Here is a 19103-nt window from a genome sequence, read left to right on the forward strand (position 1 = left end):
GCGCCAGCCAGATTGGATCGATCAAACTGCCGGGGTGGCCGGCACGCGCTCATCGCTACGGTCGCCCGACAGCACGCGAGCCAGCTTGGCGCGATCCAGTTCACGTTCCCAGGCCGAGATCACCACGCAGGCCACGCCGTTGCCGGTGATGTTGGTCAGGGCACGGCATTCGCTCATGAAGCGGTCGATACCGAGAATCAGCACCATGCCCGCCACCGGAATATCCGGCACCACGGCCAGCGTTGCGGCCAGCGTGATGAAGCCCGCACCGGTGATGCCCGATGCGCCCTTCGACGTCAGCATGGCAACGGCCAGGATGGTCAGCTGCTGCGTCCAGGTCAGCTCGATGTTCAGCGCCTGCGAGATGAAGATCACCGCCATCGTCATGTAGATGTTGGTGCCGTCCAGGTTGAACGAGTAACCGGTCGGAACCACCAGGCCCACCACCGACTTCGAGCAGCCCAGCTTCTCCATCTTTTCCATCAGGTGCGGCAGCGCCGATTCCGACGAGCTCGTGCCCAGCACGATCAGCAATTCTTCCTTGATGTACGACACAAAGCGGAAGATGTTGAAGCCGACCAGCCGCGCGATGATGCCCAGCACCACCACCACGAAGATGATGGCCGTCAGGTAGAACGTACCGACCAGCTTGAGCAGCGGCACCAGCGAGATCACGCCGTACTTGCCGATGGTGAATGCCATGGCGCCAAAGGCACCGATCGGGGCCACGCGCGTGATGATGTGCACGATGCGGAAGAACACGTGCGCGACCTGATCGATGAAGTCCGTGACGATCTGTGCACGGTCACCGATCGCCGAAAGCGCACCGCCAAACAGCAACGCGATCAGCAGAATCTGCAGGATGTCGCCCTTGGCAAAGGCGTCGACAACCGTGCTCGGGATGATGTTGAGCAAGAAGTCGACCGTGCTGGCCGAATGCGCCTTGGCGGCGTACTGGGCAACGGCCTTGGCGTCGATGGTGTTCACATCAACGTTGAAGCCCGAGCCCGGGTTGAAGATGTGGCCCGCGGCCAAGCCAATCACCAGCGCGAAAGTCGAGACGACCTCGAAGTAGAGCAGCGCCTTGCCGCCCACGCGGCCCACCTTCTTCATGTCGCGCATGCCGGCAACGCCGGAGACGACGGTACAGAAGATGATCGGCCCAATCACCATCTTGATCAGTTGGATGAAGCCATCGCCCAGCGGCTTCATCTTGACGGCAAGTGCGGGCGAAAAATGGCCCAGCAGAACGCCGATGACGATGGCCGCCAGCACCTGTACGTACAGGATTTTATAGAACGGTTTTTTCATGTCTTCCTCGAGTGTCACAGACCGGCCGTGCGCTCAACTGCTCGCCCGGTCCGACCCGCCCTGGTGTGGTCTCTCTCCTGCCTCGATACGCCGATGTGTCCGGCGCCTCCCGCAGCAGGTTGCTCTTTATTGCAAGGGCTATGCCAACGTCAAACTCAAGCACTGGCGGCCCGCCAACCCTTGCCCCACCTTGGTGTGACTACGATGGCACCCGCCTCAGCCGTCGTCAATCCCGGAATCCGCGCACAGAAGGCGTCCAGACATCCGGAAAACGTGTTGCGACGCAGCATCGCGCCGTCGCGTCGCACCGGCATCCTGCGGGAACGGTGACATCGGGGCCGTATAATGCCGGCTCGTTACGCAAATCCACATGGGTGCGCGACGCCAGGAAGCCATTCGCATCCTGCCGCACGTGCCGTCACGCAGCCCTCCCAGCCTTCTCGGTCCGCCCATGAGCAGCCATTACAAGCACCACGTTTTCTTCTGCCTGAACGAACGCGAGGACGGCTCGCGCTGCTGTGCAGATTTCGGCGCGAAAGCCATGCAGGAATACGCCAAGAAGCGCTGCAAGGAACTCGGCATCAACGGCGAAGGCCGCGTGCGCATCAACAAGGCCGGCTGCCTGGACCGCTGCGAACTCGGTCCGGTCATGGTGGTCTACCCCGAGGCCGTCTGGTACACCTTTGTCGACAAGGAAGACATCGACGAGATCATCCAGAGCCATCTGGTTGAAGGCAAACCGGTCGAACGGCTGATGGTCGACCGCCCTGCCAACGCGTGAGCCTAGCTTTACTGCATCTGCTTTCCCCTTTTCCATGAACGTTCATACCGAAGAACGCCTGATTCCCGGCCCGGTCGGGCAGATCGACCTGTCGATCGACCAGCCGGACACCGCGCCGCGCGGCTTGGCGCTGATCGGCCATCCACATCCGCTGTTCGGCGGCACCAAGGACAACAAGGTCGCGCAGACGCTGGCACGCACCTTCGTTGGCCTGGGCTATGTGACGGTGCGCCTGAATTTTCGCGGTGTGGGCAAGACCGAAGGCACGCACGACAACGGCATCGGCGAGCAGGACGACATGCTGGCCGTGCTCGACTGGATGCGTACGCAGACCGAATGGTCCGCCGACGTGGCCACGCTGCCGCTGGCGCTGGGCGGTTTCTCGTTTGGCAGCTTTGTCGTGTCGCAAGTGGCTCGCCGTCTGGCCGAAGCGGGCACGCCCGCCGAGCGTCTGGCGCTGGTCGGCACCGCCACCTCCCGCTGGGATGTCGCGCCAGTGCCGGCCGACACCATCATCATTCACGGCGAACAGGATGACACCGTGCCGCTGATCGACGTGCTCAACTGGGCGCGACCTCAGGAGCTGCCCGTGATCGTCATCCCGGGCGCCGATCACTTCTTCCACCGCAAGCTGCATCTGATCCGGCAGCTCATTACCGGCGCCTGGGCGCCGCAGCCGTAACACCAAACCCGTTGATTTTCCGGACGCCGCGCCTCCCCCCTTTTTTCTGGCAGGCGGCGCCATTGAACTCCAAGCAGACCGCAGGACCCGACATGCAGACCCGCTTCGCCCATTTCACGCCCCTCGCCTTCCATTCCGCCGCCGCAACCGCTGTAGCAGCCGCCGTGCTGGTCACCGCGTTGCCCGCCATGGCGCAACCGGTACCTGCCCCGCAGGTCGCGGCCCGCTCGTGGATGCTGACCGACGTGACCAGCGGCCAGGTGCTCGGCGGCGCGAACATGGACGAACGCATCGAGCCCGCCTCGCTCACCAAGCTGATGACGGCCTATCTGGTCTTCGAAGCCGTGCGCGACGGCAAGCTCAAGTACGACCAGATGATCACGCCCACCGAGACCGTGCGCTCGGTCAAGACCGACGAATCGCGCATGTTCCTGCAAGCCGGCAAGCCGGCATCGGTGCGCGAGATGACGCAAGGCTTGATCATCCAGTCGGGCAACGATGCAGCCCTCGTGCTAGCCGAGGCGGTAGGTGGCACCGAGAGCAACTTCGTGATGCTGATGAACCGCGAAGCCGAGCGTCTGGGCATGAAGAGCACACATTTCGCGAACGCCGCGGGCCTGCCCGATCCGAATCACTACTCGACTGCACGTGATCTTTCGATCCTGACCGCGGCGCTGATCAAGGATTTCCCGCAGGACTACAAGTTCTACTCGCAGAAGGATTTCACCTATAACAACATCAAGCAGTCCAACCGGAACCGCCTGCTGTGGCTCGACCCGACCGTGGACGGCGGCAAGACCGGCCACACCAAGTCGGCTGGCTACTGCCTCGTCACCTCGGCCAACCGTCCGCTGCCGGATGTGCCGGGCGCCAACCGTCGCCTGCTGTCGGTCATCATCGGCACCAAGAGCGACGCTATCCGCACACAGGAGAGCCTGAAAGTCCTGAACTACGGCTACCAGTTCTTCGATACGGTGCGCCTGTACAAGGCCAAGGAAGCGCTGCAGACGCCCGACGTGTACAAGGGCCAGGCCAAAAACGTGAAACTGGGCGTGTCGGAAGACAAGTGGATCACGGTGCCCAAGGGCGCAGGTGCGCGCCTGAAGCCTGTGCTGGAGCGCAAGGACCCGCTGATCGCCCCGATCGCGCAAGGCCAGCAACTGGGCATGGTCAAGGTGATGGACGGCTCGACCGTGGTATCGGAGTTCCCGGTGGTGGCGCTCGAAGCCGTGCCGGAAGCCGGCTTCGTCGGCCGCACGATTGACGCGGTCAAGCTGTGGTTTAAAAAGAAGTAATCACCCCCATTTACTTCGACATGACCTCCTCTCACACCACCCCGCCGGGCCACATTCCGCCCGAACAGTCGCTGATCGAGTACCCGAGCGATTTCCCCATCAAGGTGATGGGGCCGATGCATGACGACTTTGCCGCGACCATTGTCGAGGTGGTCCGCCTGCACGATCCGGAGTTCCACGAAGGGCGCCTGGAAACACGCCCGTCTTCGAGCGGCAACTACCTGGGCCTGACGGTGATCGTGCGTGCGACGAGCCGCGAACAGCTCGACGCGCTGTACCAGGCGCTGACAAGCCACCCGATGGTGAAGATCGTGCTGTAGCGCACCTCTGCGCCACCAAGCAGAAAGCAAAACGCCCCGGTCATGCCGGGGCGTTTGCTTTATCAGCGAGTTTTTTTCGATGGCCGGGCTCAGCCCTTCGAGACGTGCCCCAGGCACACCGCGTTGTCGTTCATCAGCCCCGCCAGCTTGAGCTTGAACGCCGCAATCTCCGGTAGCAGCCACGCGCGGAACGCCTGCATCTTGGGCGTCTGCAGCGCGCTGTGCGGACACACGAAGTAGTAGTTCCACGGGCACGGGATCGTCGTCTCGAACAGGCGCACCACGCGACCGGTCAGCAGGTCATTGAAGGCCAACGTCGGGCGGATCAGCGCAATACCCTGCCCCGCTGCTGCTGCCTGCAACAGCAACGACGAATCCTGGAACATCAGCCCGCCGCGCGGCTCCACAAACCCCTCCACGCCGGCCGCATCGAACCACGGTTTCCATGCCTCGCCCTCGCTGCGCAGCAGGGTCATGCTCGCCATCTCGGCCAGCGTGCGCGGCAGACGTCCGCCGTTGAACGCGGGGCTGCAGATCGGGAAGAACACATCGTCGAGCAGCTTTTCCACGTACAGGCCAGGATAGTTGCCCGAACCCATGCGCAGCGCCACGTCCACCTCTTCGCGCGCGAAGTCGACCAGTGCGGGGCTGGAGAATAGCTCCACCTCCAACTCGGGATGGCGCTCGATGAAGGTGCCGATGTGCGGCGTCAACCAGCGCGCGGCAAACGACGGCATCGTGCTGATGGCCAGGCGGTTATCGCGGTTGCCGGCGCGCAGTTGGTGCGTGGCCTGGGCGATCTGGTCGAGCGCCTCGCGCACGCGATCGGCATAGGCGCGGCCCGCGTGGGTGAGCATGACGCGCTTGCCGCGCCGTTCGAACAGCGGCACGCCCAGCTCGTCTTCCAGCGTGCGCATCTGATGGCTGACGGCACCGTGCGTAACGAACAACTCCGTCGCCGCACGCGAAAAACTCTCATAGCGTGCCGCCGCCTCGAACACCCGCAGCGCGCCAAGTGACGGCAAGCGCATCGGCTCGCGGATTTCAGTCATCTTTCCCTCCGGATTTTCGTAGCGCGGCGTGGTTTTTATGTGAGCTGCACTATCAAGAAACGCAATATATATCGTTTGGTACAAGGCAACCAAGCGCCTAGAATTCCTTCAACGGCAAGGCCCCATCCCACTGCCGTGAAGGAGCCGATCATGAAAGCTGTACTAACAAAAATTGTATTCACTCTGCAGCCCGGCGAAGTGGTGGCATTGCGCATGCCGGCCAACCAGAATCTGCGCGTCGAAGAAGCCTACGGGCACGACGTATGGATCACACACGAGAACAAAGCCGGCGACGAATGGCTGCACGCGGGCGGCAGCGTTGCCGTAAAACGCGGTGAAGAAATCGTCGTCTCGGTAGACCCGAAAGCCCTCGGCCCAGTCGCATTGGCCGTGGAAGCCACCGACGGTCACATGCCGCGCCAGCCGTGGCACGTCACGAACGGATGGCGCCACACACTCGCCGCACTCGGCTGGAACGAGCACGCCGACACACCGGTCGTGGCCGCCTGAGCCCGAAACCTGTTCTTAGCCTCCTTTGCGGCATCTGCTGCAAAAGCCGACGCCGGCGCCGATGCCTCCCATCGCGCCGGCTTTTTTTTGCCCGACCCTGCGACCGAAGCGGGCAAAGGCACAGGGCGCCGTTAGCGGCCCTGCGCTACACTCGCGGGCATGATTCCGATTGACATCGTCGAGCGCGGCTTGCAGGACTACGCCGCCTGCTTCGACGAAATGCAGACATTCACCGCGCAGCGGGGCCCCGATACGCCCGACACGATCTGGCTGGTCGAACACCCGCCGGTGTTCACGCTCGGCCTGGCCGGCGATCCGGCGCATCTGTTGGCTCCCGGCAACATCCCGCTGGTGAAAGTTGATCGTGGCGGCCAGATCACCTACCACGGCCCCGGCCAAGTCGTCGCTTACCTTTTGCTGGATTTGCGCCGACGCGGGCTGTTCGTGAAGGCGCTGGTCGACGCCATCGAGGCGGCCGTCATCGAGACGCTCGCCACGTATAATGTCGCCTCCGAACGCAAGGCTGGCGCCCCCGGCATCTACCTGTCGAGCGGGCCACATGCTGGCGCCAAGATCGCAGCGCTAGGCCTGAAGATCCGCAACGGCTGCAGCTACCACGGCGTGAGCCTGAACCTGGCGATGGACCTGTCGCCCTTCACGCAGATCAACCCGTGTGGCTATGCCGGCCTGGAAACCGTCGATATGGTGACCGCCGGCGCCCGTGATGCGTCCGGACGCGCCGTCGATGCGAACGACTGGCAACCCGTTTCCCGCGGCCTGGCCAATGCGCTGGTCGCCCAATTGCAGCAACGCGCGCAAGCGCACCCCGCCGAGGCCGCTACCGCATAGCGCCCTGAAATGCACGAGCCGCAAGCCCGTGCGGAGAACACGATGACCGATTCCGCCGCCGGCGCCACTGAAGTCGCCACCCCTGCCACCCCGTCGAACAAGCCGTATGACGCGACGGCCAAGCAGAAGTCGCTCGACAAGACCGCACGCATTCCCATCAAGATCGTGCCGGCCGAGAAGCTCAAGAAGCCGGATTGGATTCGCGTGCGCGCCGCCACCGGCAACTCGCGCTTCTACGAAATCAAGGACATCCTGCGCGCCAACAACCTCGTGACGGTGTGCGAAGAGGCAAGCTGCCCGAACATTGGCGAGTGCTTCGGCAAGGGCACGGCTACGTTCATGATCATGGGCGACAAGTGCACGCGCCGCTGCCCGTTCTGCGACGTCGGGCACGGCCGCCCAGACCCGCTCGACGTGAACGAGCCGGAAAACCTGGCCAAGACGATCGCTCAACTCAAGCTCAACTACGTCGTCATCACCAGCGTCGACCGCGACGACCTGCGTGACGGCGGCGCCCAGCATTACGTCGATTGCATCTCGCGTACGCGCGCCCTGTCGCCAGCCACGCGCATCGAGGTGCTGGTACCGGACTTCCGGGGCCGTCTGGAGAAGGCGCTGGACATTCTGCAGGAATGCCCGCCCGACGTGATGAATCACAACCTCGAAACGGTGCCCCGTCTGTACAAGCAGGCCCGCCCCGGTGCGGACTACGCGCACTCGCTCAAGTTGCTGAAGGACTTCAAGGCCCGCAACCCGAACGTGCCGACCAAGTCCGGCCTGATGGTGGGCCTGGGCGAGACGGATGAGGAAATCCTCGAAGTCATGCGCGACATGCGCGAGCACGACATCGACATGCTCACGATCGGCCAGTATCTGGCGCCGTCGGGCCACCATCTGCCGGTGCTGCGCTACGTGCACCCGGACACCTTCAAGATGTTCGAAGAGAAGGCGTACGAGATGGGTTTCACGCACGCGGCCGTGGGCGCCATGGTGCGCAGCTCGTACCACGCGGATCAGCAGGCACACGAAGCCGGCGTGGTCTGATCACGAAGCAGAAACGCAGCACAAACAAAAAGGGCCTTGGGTTGTACCCCAAGGCCCTTTTGCTTTGATGCGGCTCGATCAGGCTTGCGAAGCGGCGTCCTTCGGATACGAGGCATCGCCGTTCCACGACAGATAGCCGTAGGTATCAGCTTGGCGATCAGCGCCCTGTGTGTAGACGTCGTACTTGGCGGCAGCGCCGTCAGTGTACGGATCGGCCTTGGCGATTGCGCCATCGGTGTACGGGTCAGCCCTGCCGACAGCACCTTGGGTGTACGGATCGAAGCGGTCGTTCTTCCACGACAGGTAGCCGTAGGTATCGGCTTGGCGATCGGCGCCTTGGGTATAGACGTCGTACTTGGCGGCAGCGCCCTGGGTGTACGGATCAGCCTTGGCGACAGCGCCTTGCGTGTACGGATCAGCACTGCTTTGGACGGCAGCGGCGGCCGGTTGGGCCGACAGCAGCGCTGCGGAAGCCGAAACCGTGGCCACCAGGGCCAGCAGAGCGTTACGGGAGAAAGCGGTTGCGAGACGGGTGTTCATGATGGGCTCCTGATCTGTCTGGATATTCGGTTGCGCTCAGTTCGTTGCGCTTGTGATCAGAATAGATCGTTGCCCATGATGAATAAATACTCAATTTAAGAAAATACTGTTCTTCATACATCAACAATTGTTCAGCACCCGTGCCGGGAAAAGAGACTCTTGAGCCATATATCTAGCGGCGATCCCAAATCGGTCCCGCAAAAAAAACGCGTACGTAGACGCGGTTTTAACCGTGAGGGGCGAACCTACTGCTGCGCGGGATGCCCCGGGCGCGGCGCGCCAGCGGGTTCCGCTACCGGCCGCCCCGCTTGCTTATTCCGCCACCAGCCCATCAGCGTCAGCGCCAGCCAGAAGAACTGGGTGAGAAACGACGCGAGATTGAACGCGCCCATCAGCGAAATCAGGATGCAAATCGGTCCAAGCAAATTGAGGCGAACGGCAAATGCGCCGGTCGGCGGCTTATGCAGGACCTGCACGCCAAAGTGCGCAGAAACATAAGCGGCGACGCCGACCAGACCGACAACGTCGGTAAAACCCAGGGAGGCCATGGTGTGTGCTTTGAAAGCAGAGGTTGTGGAGAAAGGGTTGCAGGTAGCGCGCCGTCGCCTGCCGCTCAGTACGTGGCCGTCAGCTTGAGGGCGACCGTGCGTCGGCCGAGCGTCATGCGATCAGTGCCGTTGCGCACGGAGAACTGACGGGCGTAGGCAGATGCGTCCGCACCGGTCAACGCAGCGGACAGCGTCAAGAACTTGTTGATGGGGCGCGAGAGTTCAATGCGGTAGTCAGTGAAACTGAACGCGCTGTGGTTGCGCACGTGCTCGTGGCCAATATGCAGGCCGAGTGTGAAGTCGTTGGGCAAGGGCACGGCCCAGTTGGCTTCGGCGTAGGTGGAACCGCGGCTGCCGCGATCGATGCCGTCGGCCAGCGAATTGCCATCGAAGCCGAAGTAGTTCGACAGGGATGTCCACACCTTGACCGACACGCCGCGCCAGCCGGCGCCGACCATCCATTCCGTGTAGTCGTAGCCCGTGCCGGGGCCGCCGCCGACCGCCTTGTCGTAGCGGGCACCGGGGTACCAGTAGCGGTAGAGCCCGGTGGTCAACTCGACGCCATGCGCAACGGTGGTGGCATAGCCGAGGTAGGTATCGATCTCGGCATGTGCCCCTGCAATGACGTGATCGCTGACCTGGGAACCCCATGCACCGGCATAGAAACCGCTCGGTGCGGTGTAATCGACGCCGGCCTGCAGGGCAGGTTTTCCCCAGGTCTGGCGCAGGCCGCGCGAGACGTATTGCGAGACAACCGATGCATTGGCCGACCAGCGCTTGTCCTCGCCGGCCGGCACGTCATCCGCCAGTGCGGGCAGGGCAGCAGCGCACGCCGCCGCCCCACCCAGCATTGTCGCGACCTTGCGCCAGCGCATCACGCCACCACCAGTTCACTGGCGACCAGCGGTTTGGCCGGCGCCTGCAGCGGCGATTTGCCATGCACATAGAACGCCGCATCGGAGCGAGCGAGCGGCGCCACACCGCGAATCCGGTCGGCGATCTTCTCGGCCATCATGATCGTCGGCGCATTCAGGTTGCCGGTGACGATGCGCGGCATGATCGACGCATCGACCACGCGAAGTCCGTCGAGTCCATGCACGCGGCCCTCGTTGTCGACCACGGCCATCGGGTCGTCTGCGGGCCCCATCTTGCAGGTGCAGGACGGATGGAGTGCGGTCTCGGCGTGATGGCGGACGAAGGCATCGATCTCGGCATCGGTCTGCACGCTCGGACCGGGGCTGATTTCACGACCGCGGTATTGATCGAAGGCACGCTGCGCGATGATGTCGCGCGTGATGCGCACACCGGCACGGAACTCGCGCCAATCCACATCGTGCGCCATGTAATTGAAGAGGATGCGCGGCTTGTCACGCGGATCGCGCGAGGCGAGCTTCACGTAGCCCCTGGATGGCGAACGCATCGAACCCACGTGGCACTGGAACCCATGCATCTTCACGGGGTTGCTGCCGTCGTAGTTCACGGCCAGCGGCAGGAAGTGGTACTGAATGTTCGGCCATTCGAAGCTGTCATCGCTGCGGATGAAGCCGCCCGCCTCGAAGTGGTTGCTGGCGCCGGGGCCAGTGCCGTGCATGTACCACTCCAGGCCGACCTTCGGCTTGTTGTACCAGAGCGTGTTTTCGTAGATCGACACCGGCCGGATGCACTCGTACTGGATGTACATCTCCAGGTGGTCCTGCAGGTTCTCGCCCACGCCCGGGAGGTGCGCGACCGAGTGGATGCCCATCGCGCGCAGGTCATCCGCATTGCCCACGCCCGAGCGCTGCAGCAACTGCGGTGAAGCGATGGCGCCACTGGTGACGATTACCTCGCGGCGCGCACGCCATGTTTCGCGCTTGCCATCCATCAGCGCTTCGACGCCCACGGCACGCGTGCCATCGAAGATCACGCGATCGGCCAGCACGCGTGGCAGCACGGTCAGCGTGGACCGTTTGCGCGCATTGTCGAGGTAGCACAGCGATGTACTGGCACGTCGGCCCTTGGCGGTCACGGTGCGATCCATCGGGCCCAGACCTTCCTGGCGATAGCCGTTCAGATCGTCTGTAGCCGGGATGCCGGCTTGCTCACCGGCTTCGATAAAGGCGTGGAACAGCAGGCTGTTGTCGTGCTTGGGCGTGGTGACCTGCAGCGGGCCAGCGTCGCCGTGCCAGTCGTTGGCGCCCTTGTCATACGTTTCCGATTTGCGGAAGTACGGGAGGCAGTCGGCATAGGTCCAGTCGTCCAACTGAAAATCGCTCGCCCAGCGCTCATAGTCCATCGCGTTGCCGCGAATGAAACACATGCCGTTGATGAGCGATGAGCCGCCCAGGCCCTTGCCGCGGCCTTGCGACATGCGGCGGTTATTCATGTGCGGCTCGGGCTCGGTTTCGTAGGCCCAGTTGTACGCGGTGCCCTGCAGCGGATACGCCAGTGCCGCCGGCATCTGCGTGCGGAAATCCCAGCGATGGTCAGGGCCGCCCGCTTCGAGCAGCAGCACGGTCACGTCCGGATCTTCAGTGAGGCGCGCAGCCAGCACGCAGCCGGCAGAGCCCGCGCCCACGATGATGTAGTCGTATTCCTGTACGGTGTTTGTGGTCAAAAGATGCCCTCCCGTTCTTACGCAGCGTCCGCGCCGAACCAGCCCATCGGCTGCGGAGCGAGGTTGATGTAGCTGTGCTTGAGTTCGGTGTACTCGTCCAGGCCGCCGCGGCCCAGTTCGCGGCCGATGCCGCTGGCCTTGTAGCCGCCCCACGGTGCCTCGGGAAAGTACGGGTGATAGTCGTTGGCCCACACGGTGCCGAAGCGCAGTGCGCGGGTCACACGGTTGGCGCGGTTCAGGTCGGCCGTCCACACGGCGCCGGCTAAACCGAACGGCGTGGCGTTGGCGCGGCGCACGGCTTCTTCTTCGGTGGAAAAGCGCTCAACGGTCAGCGCCGGGCCGAAGATTTCTTCGGTGGCGATCTTCATGTCGTCGCGCACGTTGGTCAGCACCGTCGGCTCGAGCCAGAAGCCACGCTGGAATGCCTCGCCTTCCGGTGCCTTGCCGCCACAGCGCAGCACAGCACCTTCCTGCACGCCGGCCTGGATCATGTTGATGATCTTCTGGCGCTGGAAGGCGGATTGCACCGGGCCCATCTCCGTGCCTTCAGCGAAGCCATTGCCCACGCGGATGCGTTTGACGCGCTCGACCAGCGCATCGACAAAGCGGTCGTGGATACCGTCTTGCAGCATCAGGCGCGATCCGGCCGAGCACACTTGACCCGCGTGGAAGAACGCCGCGTTGACCGCGTAATCGACGGCGGTATCGAAGTCCGCATCGTCGAAGATGATGTTCGGGTTCTTGCCGCCCAACTCCAGGCCGATCTTCTTGAAGTTGCCGATGGCCGCGCTCATGACCGCCGCGCCGGCAACCGCGCCGCCCGTGAACGACACGAGATCCACGTCCAGGTTGCGCGACAGCTCGGCACCGGCTTCACCCGCGCCCGTGACGAGGTTGAACACGCCCGCCGGCACGCCGACCTCAACCAGCAGCTCGGTAAAGCGGTGCGTGGTCAGCGGCGTCAGGTTGCTCGGCTTGACGATGACGGTGTTGCCCGCGCCCAGCGCCGGCGCGATCTTCCAGGCGGCTTGCAGCAGCGGGTAGTTCCATGGCGTGATGAGGCCGCACACGCCCACCGGCTCGCGCAGCGTACGGCTGATGACGGTGTCCGGTGCCTCGTTGATGAGGCCGGATTCCGTGGCGACCAGGCCCGCGAAGTAGCGGAACGTCGCGGCAATGCCGTCCATGTCCCAGCGGCTTTCGATGATGGTTTTGCCGGTGTTGAGCGATTCGAGCGTCGCCAGGTTCTCGGCGTCGGCGTCGATGGCGTCGGCAATCCGGTTGAGCAGGCGTGCACGCTCGCGCGGGCCGGTCTGGCGCCACGGGCCTTCGTCGAATGCGCGACGGGCGGCGGCGATGGCGCGCTGCGCATCGGCCACGGAGGCGTCGGCCGCCTGCGTCAGGACGTTTTCGTTGGCGGGATCGACGATGTCGCGGTACACGCCGCCTTCGGGCTGCACCCACTGGCCGTCGATATAGAGATCAAGACGGGGAGCCAGTGCGGCGGAACGGAAATCGGTGGAAAGGGAAGCTTGCGTCATATCCAGTACCCCGGTGGATGATGGGCGCGCAAAGAAGTCGGCGCCCGAAATGCCGGCACCGAGGCGTCTTATCAGACACCCATCCGATGCGGCGACCCTGAAATTCACTGATGGTGTTTTTATTTACCTTTGGAGAATTTTCGACTAGTCTAGAAAAAATTAGTTGCACCAGGCCAATCGTTATGACCTAACGCTGCAATTTATCGATAAATTCTCGCTATTTTTGTCACGCTATACTGTCGCGAATCACTTCCAGTCAATCCGCCCCCATGACCGCCGCAGCACTTCCGCCGTCCGACGGCCCACTTGATGACGACAGCTTTGCTGGCCGCCTTAAAGGCGTGCTGACGCGCGGTCGCATCCAGCTCAAGCAAGTGGCGGCGGCGCTGGGCGTGTCACCATCTGCCGTCCATAAATGGACGCGCGGCGGCGAGATCGAATACGCCAACCTGCTCGCGCTGGCGCGCTTCCTGAACGTGAACTGGCTCTGGCTGCGCTACGGCGACCGGGCTCTGGCCGACCTGGAAGCCAGCCTAGCCACCGACGCCCGCGCCCGCGAAGGCCGCCAGAAGCACATCGCCGCGATCATGGAAAGTGAGGCGCGCATGACCTTCGCGCAGGAGATTTCCGGCGTGGTTACGTGGGAGTGGAACCTGCTGACGGATGCGGTGGCGTATTCGCCGAATGTCGCGCGCCTGTTTGGACGGCCGATCCGCACGCTGGAGGATTTCTGGCAATGCGTCGTTGCCGAAGACGTGCCGGGTGTGCAGGCGGCAATCGCTCAGAACCTGACCGCGGGCGGCGTCTACGCCCATGAATTCCGCATCGCACCGGCACCCGACGTGGTGCGCTGGATCGTCTCACGCGCCACGCTCGTGCGCGACGCACAGGACCGGCCGGTCAAAATGATCGGCCTGAGCCTCGACACCACCGAGCGCCACACGGCCGAAGCCGCGTTGCGTGATTCAGAGGCGCTGCTGGCCAAGGCGCAGCAGATCGCCCACCTCGGCAGTTGGATCTGGGAACCCGGCAGCGACGCCTGCCGCTGGACGGATGAGGCCTACCGCCTCTTCGGCTGGGCGCCGCAAGTCACGCCGGTGACGATGGCACGTTATCTGGACGCCATCGTTCCCGCAGACCGCGCCCGTGTGCAGGCCGTGTTGGATCGGGCCGTCGCCTCACGGCAGCCGTATCGCGTCGAATACACCATCACCCTGCCCGATGGCACGCGCCGCCACCTTCGTGAGGAAGGCGAGGCGCAGGACCCTTCCGCGGCCACGCCCACGATGATCGGCGCGGCGCAGGACATTACCGCGCAAGTGCAAGCGCAGGCCGCGTTCCGTGACAGTGAGTCCAAACTGCGCACGCTGTTCGAGCAAGCACCGATCGGTATCGCGCAGGTGAGCCTGGAAGGCCGATGCCTGAGCGCCAACCCGTGGTTGTGCAAGCTGCTGGGCCAGTCCGAAGCGGCGCTGCAGCAACGCACGCTGCTGGACCTCACGCACCGCAGTGACCTCGCGCGCCATCTGCGCCAATACGGCGAGTTGCTCGCCGGGACGGTGCCCACGTATGCGCTCACGCTGCAGTTGGTACGCGGCGATGGCTCGGCAGTGCCGGTGCGCATGACCACGTCCTTGGCGCGTGACCCGGCCACAGATGCCCCGCTGCACATGATCACCGTGGTCAATACGGTGCCCGAGGCGGGCGCGTCCTAGCCTACGGCGTCAACTGACGTCGCGAACGTCAACGCCTGACATTTCCAATCCATCACGATTTTTCCGGCACGCCTGGAGGGCCGGCATAGACTCCAAAGAACTATCAGTTAATTTCTTAACCTCCAGTAACTAAGGCGTCACACGCGTTTTCCCTGCACCTGGCGCCTACAGAACAAGGAGATCGGTTTTGGCCTCTTCCTCCGCCGCCCGCGCGGCACATCATCAACGCACTCTGCAATGGGGCTACCGCTGGGCGCTATGGGCGGCCATCCTCTGGGGCGCCTGGTACGTGCCGGGCACGGCTGTCTGGCATGAATCTCCGTTTGCCACGATGGACCTGTCCGATCCGCGCGCATTCCTGGTCTGCGCGGCCGTCATCACGGCGTTCCATAGCGTCATGGTGACGGTCTTCCAGTGGGTGTGGCTCGGCTCTCTCGGCAAGCTGGGCGATTACTTCCGCACCATCGGCCAGTTCCGCAAGATCTCGCGCTGGTACTTCATTGCGGCAGTCGTCGGCGGGCTGATGGCCAACTTCGGCTCGTATCTGGCGATGGGCTATGTCGGCGCCGTGTTCGCGGCAGTGGCCGGGCTGCTGTATCCGGTGGTGGGCGCGACGGTCGCCAAGCTTTGGTACAACGAGCGCATCAGCGCGCGGGCGGCGGTGGGCATCGCCATCATCATCCTGGGCGGCGTGGCGATCTATGCGCCGGCATTGATGGCCGAATCACACAGCGGCGGCAATCAGTGGATCGGCTACCTGGGCGGCGCCATGGCGGCGATCGGCTGGGGCCTGGAAGGCGCGATCGTGGGCCGTGCCATGGACGTGACCGACCCTGACTGCGGGGTCTCCATCCGCTACACCGCCGAGGCCATCTATTGGGTCGTCCTCATCCTGCCGGCCATCGCCCTGTTTGCGCATGTGCCTGTGCCGGTAACGGAGATTGCCTCAGGCATTGTCCACAGCAAGGCGCTGCTGTGGCTGGTCGTGGGCGGCGTCACCTTCTCGTTCTGCGCGGTGGCCTGGTACAAGTCGTTCCCGCTGATCGGCGTGGGGCGCGGGCAAGCGCTGGGCGCGTTCTACGCGATGTTCGCCACCCTCTTCACCGCCATCTTCACGCTGCAGTTTCCGGAGTGGTACTTCCTGATCGGCCTGGCGCTGGTGATCTTCGGCGGCTTCGTGATGGTGTCGGAGCGCTCGGAAAACCTGGAAGTGATCCGCGGCGGTGCCACCCCTGCATCCACGGAGACGCACGCATGAAACTGCACACGAAGGGCTACATCCTGCAACTGCTCGCGGGCAACGACACGCTGTGGGACAGCGACATCGCCCATCGCACCTGCATCGAATACGGCAAACCCGAAGACGAATACTGGACGGGCAGCATCCGTGCCATCCTCGCGGATCTCTACTCCGGCGGGCTGGTGCAAACGGCTGAAGACACGCTGGACGAAGCCACGGGCAAGGTGCACTTCCGCTACGCCATCACCGATTTTGGCCGTCAACGCATGGCCGACACCGGCCTGCTCGACCTCGAACCGAAGGAGACCACGCAATGACCGATTACTGGGGCTATCCGTTTGCCGATGTGTTGGCGATCGTGGTGATCGTCGGGCTGAGCGCACTGGCGCTGTATCAGGCACGCACGTACACGAAGCAGCTCTGACACTGGAGCATCAAAAAAGAAAAACGGCCCGCCGGCAGACCACGCCGGCGGGCCGTTTTTACTTGGATACCGCTTATGCGCTCAGCGCCGGATCGGACACACTGACGCGGCCGGTCTCAACGTGACCGGCGAGGCGGCGCTCGAAGCCGGCATCGGTGCTGGCCGTGACGGTCAAGTCGTACCAGGCGTACTGGCTGCGCAGGTCGAGGTACACCGACGCATCGTCACCGCCGCGCACTTCGCGCTGCACGCTCTCGCCCGTGTACGCGCTCTTGATCGTGAAGACGGTGGGCGTACGGCCGTGGTTGATGAGACGCAGTTGCAGGTTGCCGTTGGCCACGTCGTAGCCCTCCTTCACTTCCAACGCACGGCCATGCGGGCGCAGCAAGCCCGACAGCGCGAGCTTGCCTGCAAAGCGTCGCAGGAAGCCGTTCGGGCCGTGCACCGTGAAGTCGTACGCGCCACCGGCGTTCACGGCCAGCTTGTCCGACAGGCGCTTGCCCGCTTCCACCGTGTAGGTACGCGGCGCGTCGGTGCTGCCGGCGGTGTAGACGAGGAAGGCAGCGCCCACGTCGCCGGTGTTCACGAATTCCAGTTGGAACTTGCCGGCCGCCTCATCCTGGCGGCCGCGCACGAACAGTTCGTACGGCAGGGCGCGCGACGGGCGCACACCGGTTTCCTGCTTCGGCACGGCCTGCACCAGCGGCGGCAGCGGCACGTAGCTGGCGTGGCGCAGCTTGTCCTTCGGCACGTAGGCGGCGGTGCTTGGCAATGCAGGCACCACCTCGTTGGGCGTAGCAAAGTTGAACGCAGACGTCAGATCACCGCACACGGCGCGACGCCACTTCGAGATGTTCGGCGACTTCACGCCGTGCGTGCGCTTGAAGCGTTGTTCGATGAAACGGATGATCGACGTATGGTCGAACGTTTCCGAGCACACGTAGCCGCCCTTGGACCACGGCGATACCACCAGCATCGGCACGCGCTGGCCCAGGCCGTAGCTGCCGGCACCGTACGTGCTGTTGCCCGGAAAGTATTCGCCCGTGGTGTCGACCGTCGACAGCCCATTGCTGCCCGACGAGGCAAACGGCGGCACGAGGTGGTCGAAGAAGCCGTCGTTCTCGTCGTAGGTGATGAACACCGCGGTCTTGCTCCACACCTCGGGGTTGGAGGTCAGGACCTGCAAGACCTGATCGATGTACCAGGCGCCGTAGTTGGCCGGCCAGTTCGGGTGTTCGGAGAAAGCCTCGGGAGCGGCAATCCACGACACCTGCGGCAGCGTGCCGTTCTGCACGTCGCGCTTGAGGATATCGAAGTAGCCGTCGCCGGCCGCTGCGTTGGTGCCGGTGCGCGCCTTGTCGTACAGCGGGTTGCCGGGCTGCGCGTTCTGATACTGCTTGAAGTAGAGCAGCGAGTTGTCGCCGTAGTTGCCGATGTAGGCGTCGCTCGTCCAGCCCCAGGAGCCGGCCGCATCGAGGCCCGTGCCGATGTCCTGATAGATCTTCCACGAGATGCCGGCGGCTTCCAGCACTTCCGGATACGTCGACCAGCCGTAGCCGGCTTCTGCGTTGTCGATCACGGGGCCGCCGCCGACGTTGTCGTTGCCGACATAGCCCGTCCACATGTAATAGCGGTTCGGGTCGGTCGACGTGGGCGTGGCGCAGTGATAGGCGTCGCAGATGGTGAAGGCGTCAGCCAGTGCGTAGTGGAACGGAATGTCCTGGCGGGTGAGATACGCCATCGTCGTGGTGCCCTTGTGCGGGACCCAGCCGTCGTAACGCCCGCCATTGACGGCGAGGTGGGTGTCGTTCCAGCCGTGCGGCAGGTCTTGCAGGAACTGCAGGCCCAGATCCGGCGCGCTCGGGCGGAACGGCAGGACTTCGCCCACGCCGCCGGCCATCGGCTGGTGCCACACGCTCTTGCCCGTCGGCAGCGTGACGGTGCGCGTATCGCCGTACCCGCGCACGCCCTTGAGCGTGCCGAAGTAATGATCGAACGAGCGGTTCTCCTGCATGAGGATCACGATGTGCTGTACGTCTTCGATATTGCGGTGCGCGTTATGGGCGGGAATCGCCAGCGCCTGGCGAATGCCTTCGGGCACCGCGCCCATGGCTGCGGATGCAGCAGCCAACTGGGCGGCGGAGCGGAGAAAACCACGGCGACTGTTGGAGGTCATGTTCTCGTCCTGATGTCTGTGTATTTGGGGGGTGGTGGGGGGGGGAACAACACGGGGCAGCGACTGACTGAACGCAACGCGCAAAGTCAGTCGACGGTATGAATCACAGGCGGTGCCAAGACGTTTTGCGAGGCAACGGCGGGCGGCGGCGAGGCGGGCGGCACGGAAGCCGGCGCGCGCACCACGGCAGGCACATGTGGGTCAGAAGCATCGCAACCGCTCAACACGAGCGCGAACAGCACAGCCGCACCCGCCACAAACGCAGGCACGCGGCGTGAAGCGCTGGCATTTCGGTTGGCAGACACAGATGACCTCCAGATGACATCGGCGAGCCCGACTGTGCTGCGCGCGCCGTCTACTCACCACGCGCTAAGGTAGAAAGGATTCATGTCGGTTACGTGACGACGGCACGCGCCGGCTCCGTCACCCGAACTCGCAGATTGATGGAATAGTGTTGCAAGTGCGAATCATTCTCATCT

The 19103-nt window shown here is 63.8% G+C and carries 19 protein-coding genes; 10 read left to right on the forward strand and 9 right to left on the reverse strand.

Going from position 1 to position 19103, the window contains the following annotated elements; translation table 11 throughout:
• Positions 1-21 precede the first annotated feature (21 nt).
• On the reverse strand, positions 22-1311 hold the full coding sequence (locus M1D44_RS12965) for a dicarboxylate/amino acid:cation symporter (RefSeq protein WP_024976780.1): 1290 nt from the start codon (positions 1309-1311) through the stop codon (positions 22-24).
• 451 nt (positions 1312-1762) lie between these two features.
• Between M1D44_RS12965 and M1D44_RS12970 the strand changes: the two genes are divergently transcribed.
• The 4 genes from M1D44_RS12970 to M1D44_RS12985 all read left to right on the forward strand — a co-directional run bounded on the left by M1D44_RS12970 (position 1763) and on the right by M1D44_RS12985 (position 4389).
• Positions 1763-2092, forward strand: coding sequence for a (2Fe-2S) ferredoxin domain-containing protein (locus tag M1D44_RS12970; protein ID WP_045202559.1), 330 nt, complete (start codon positions 1763-1765; stop codon positions 2090-2092).
• 34 nt (positions 2093-2126) lie between these two features.
• Complete coding sequence (locus tag M1D44_RS12975; protein WP_024976782.1) at positions 2127-2774, forward strand: alpha/beta hydrolase; 648 nt, start codon at positions 2127-2129, stop codon at positions 2772-2774.
• Positions 2775-2866: 92 nt separating this feature from the next.
• On the forward strand, positions 2867-4069 hold the full coding sequence (locus M1D44_RS12980) for a D-alanyl-D-alanine carboxypeptidase family protein (RefSeq protein ID WP_024976783.1): 1203 nt from the start codon (positions 2867-2869) through the stop codon (positions 4067-4069).
• Between the two features lie 20 nt (positions 4070-4089).
• Positions 4090-4389, forward strand: a complete 300-nt coding sequence (locus M1D44_RS12985) for a YbeD family protein (RefSeq protein ID WP_024976784.1) — start codon at positions 4090-4092, stop codon at positions 4387-4389.
• A gap of 89 nt (positions 4390-4478) precedes the next feature.
• On the opposite strand, the gene M1D44_RS12990 is transcribed toward M1D44_RS12985, so the two are convergent.
• On the reverse strand, positions 4479-5441 hold the full coding sequence (locus tag M1D44_RS12990; protein WP_316852796.1) for a transcriptional regulator GcvA: 963 nt from the start codon (positions 5439-5441) through the stop codon (positions 4479-4481).
• A 150-nt stretch (positions 5442-5591) separates the two neighbouring features.
• Here M1D44_RS12990 and M1D44_RS12995 point away from each other — a divergent pair, with 150 nt between their 5' ends.
• The 3 genes from M1D44_RS12995 (at position 5592) to lipA (ending at position 7844) form a co-directional block, all read left to right on the forward strand.
• Positions 5592-5951 (forward strand): DUF2917 domain-containing protein, encoded by a 360-nt coding sequence (locus tag M1D44_RS12995; protein ID WP_024976786.1) that lies wholly within the window; start codon positions 5592-5594, stop codon positions 5949-5951.
• Between the two features lie 159 nt (positions 5952-6110).
• A complete protein-coding gene (lipB, locus tag M1D44_RS13000; RefSeq protein WP_045202435.1) occupies positions 6111-6800 on the forward strand; it encodes a lipoyl(octanoyl) transferase LipB in 690 nt (229 codons plus the stop codon).
• Between the two features lie 42 nt (positions 6801-6842).
• Positions 6843-7844, forward strand: a complete 1002-nt coding sequence (gene lipA, locus M1D44_RS13005) for a lipoyl synthase (protein ID WP_012761007.1) — start codon at positions 6843-6845, stop codon at positions 7842-7844.
• Between the two features lie 78 nt (positions 7845-7922).
• On the opposite strand, the gene M1D44_RS13010 is transcribed toward lipA, so the two are convergent.
• The 5 genes from M1D44_RS13010 to M1D44_RS13030 all read right to left on the reverse strand — a co-directional run bounded on the left by M1D44_RS13010 (position 7923) and on the right by M1D44_RS13030 (position 13069).
• On the reverse strand, positions 7923-8384 hold the full coding sequence (locus M1D44_RS13010) for a hypothetical protein (RefSeq protein ID WP_316683800.1): 462 nt from the start codon (positions 8382-8384) through the stop codon (positions 7923-7925).
• 245 nt (positions 8385-8629) lie between these two features.
• Positions 8630-8932, reverse strand: coding sequence for a CBU_0592 family membrane protein (locus tag M1D44_RS13015; RefSeq protein WP_024976789.1), 303 nt, complete (start codon positions 8930-8932; stop codon positions 8630-8632).
• A gap of 65 nt (positions 8933-8997) precedes the next feature.
• Complete coding sequence (locus M1D44_RS13020) at positions 8998-9807, reverse strand: TorF family putative porin (RefSeq protein ID WP_112186106.1); 810 nt, start codon at positions 9805-9807, stop codon at positions 8998-9000.
• Positions 9807-11528: a choline dehydrogenase gene (gene betA, locus M1D44_RS13025; protein ID WP_024976791.1), complete on the reverse strand. Its 1722-nt coding sequence runs from the start codon at positions 11526-11528 to the stop codon at positions 9807-9809. The genes M1D44_RS13020 and betA overlap by 1 nt, the downstream gene beginning before the upstream one ends.
• Before the next feature lie 17 nt (positions 11529-11545).
• Positions 11546-13069, reverse strand: coding sequence for an aldehyde dehydrogenase family protein (locus M1D44_RS13030; RefSeq protein ID WP_316683802.1), 1524 nt, complete (start codon positions 13067-13069; stop codon positions 11546-11548).
• A 269-nt stretch (positions 13070-13338) separates the two neighbouring features.
• On the opposite strand from M1D44_RS13030, the gene M1D44_RS13035 reads away from it, so the two are divergent.
• The 3 genes from M1D44_RS13035 (at position 13339) to M1D44_RS13045 (ending at position 16341) form a co-directional block, all read left to right on the forward strand.
• Entirely contained in the window at positions 13339-14784 is a 1446-nt protein-coding gene (locus M1D44_RS13035) for a helix-turn-helix domain-containing protein (RefSeq protein ID WP_024976793.1), read from the forward strand.
• A gap of 187 nt (positions 14785-14971) precedes the next feature.
• Positions 14972-16042, forward strand: coding sequence for a DMT family transporter (locus M1D44_RS13040; protein WP_112186112.1), 1071 nt, complete (start codon positions 14972-14974; stop codon positions 16040-16042).
• Entirely contained in the window at positions 16039-16341 is a 303-nt protein-coding gene (locus M1D44_RS13045) for a hypothetical protein (protein WP_112186114.1), read from the forward strand. Before M1D44_RS13040 ends, M1D44_RS13045 begins: the two co-directional genes overlap by 4 nt.
• A gap of 180 nt (positions 16342-16521) precedes the next feature.
• Here M1D44_RS13045 and M1D44_RS13050 read toward each other — a convergent pair whose 3' ends face one another.
• Together M1D44_RS13050 and M1D44_RS13055 are read right to left on the reverse strand one after the other, a co-directional pair.
• Positions 16522-18624: a phosphocholine-specific phospholipase C gene (locus tag M1D44_RS13050; RefSeq protein WP_316852797.1), complete on the reverse strand. Its 2103-nt coding sequence runs from the start codon at positions 18622-18624 to the stop codon at positions 16522-16524.
• A gap of 86 nt (positions 18625-18710) precedes the next feature.
• On the reverse strand, positions 18711-18929 hold the full coding sequence (locus M1D44_RS13055) for a hypothetical protein (protein ID WP_024976797.1): 219 nt from the start codon (positions 18927-18929) through the stop codon (positions 18711-18713).
• Positions 18930-19103: the final 174 nt, after the last annotated feature.

It is taken from the genome of Ralstonia sp. SA306 (assembly GCF_054792405.1).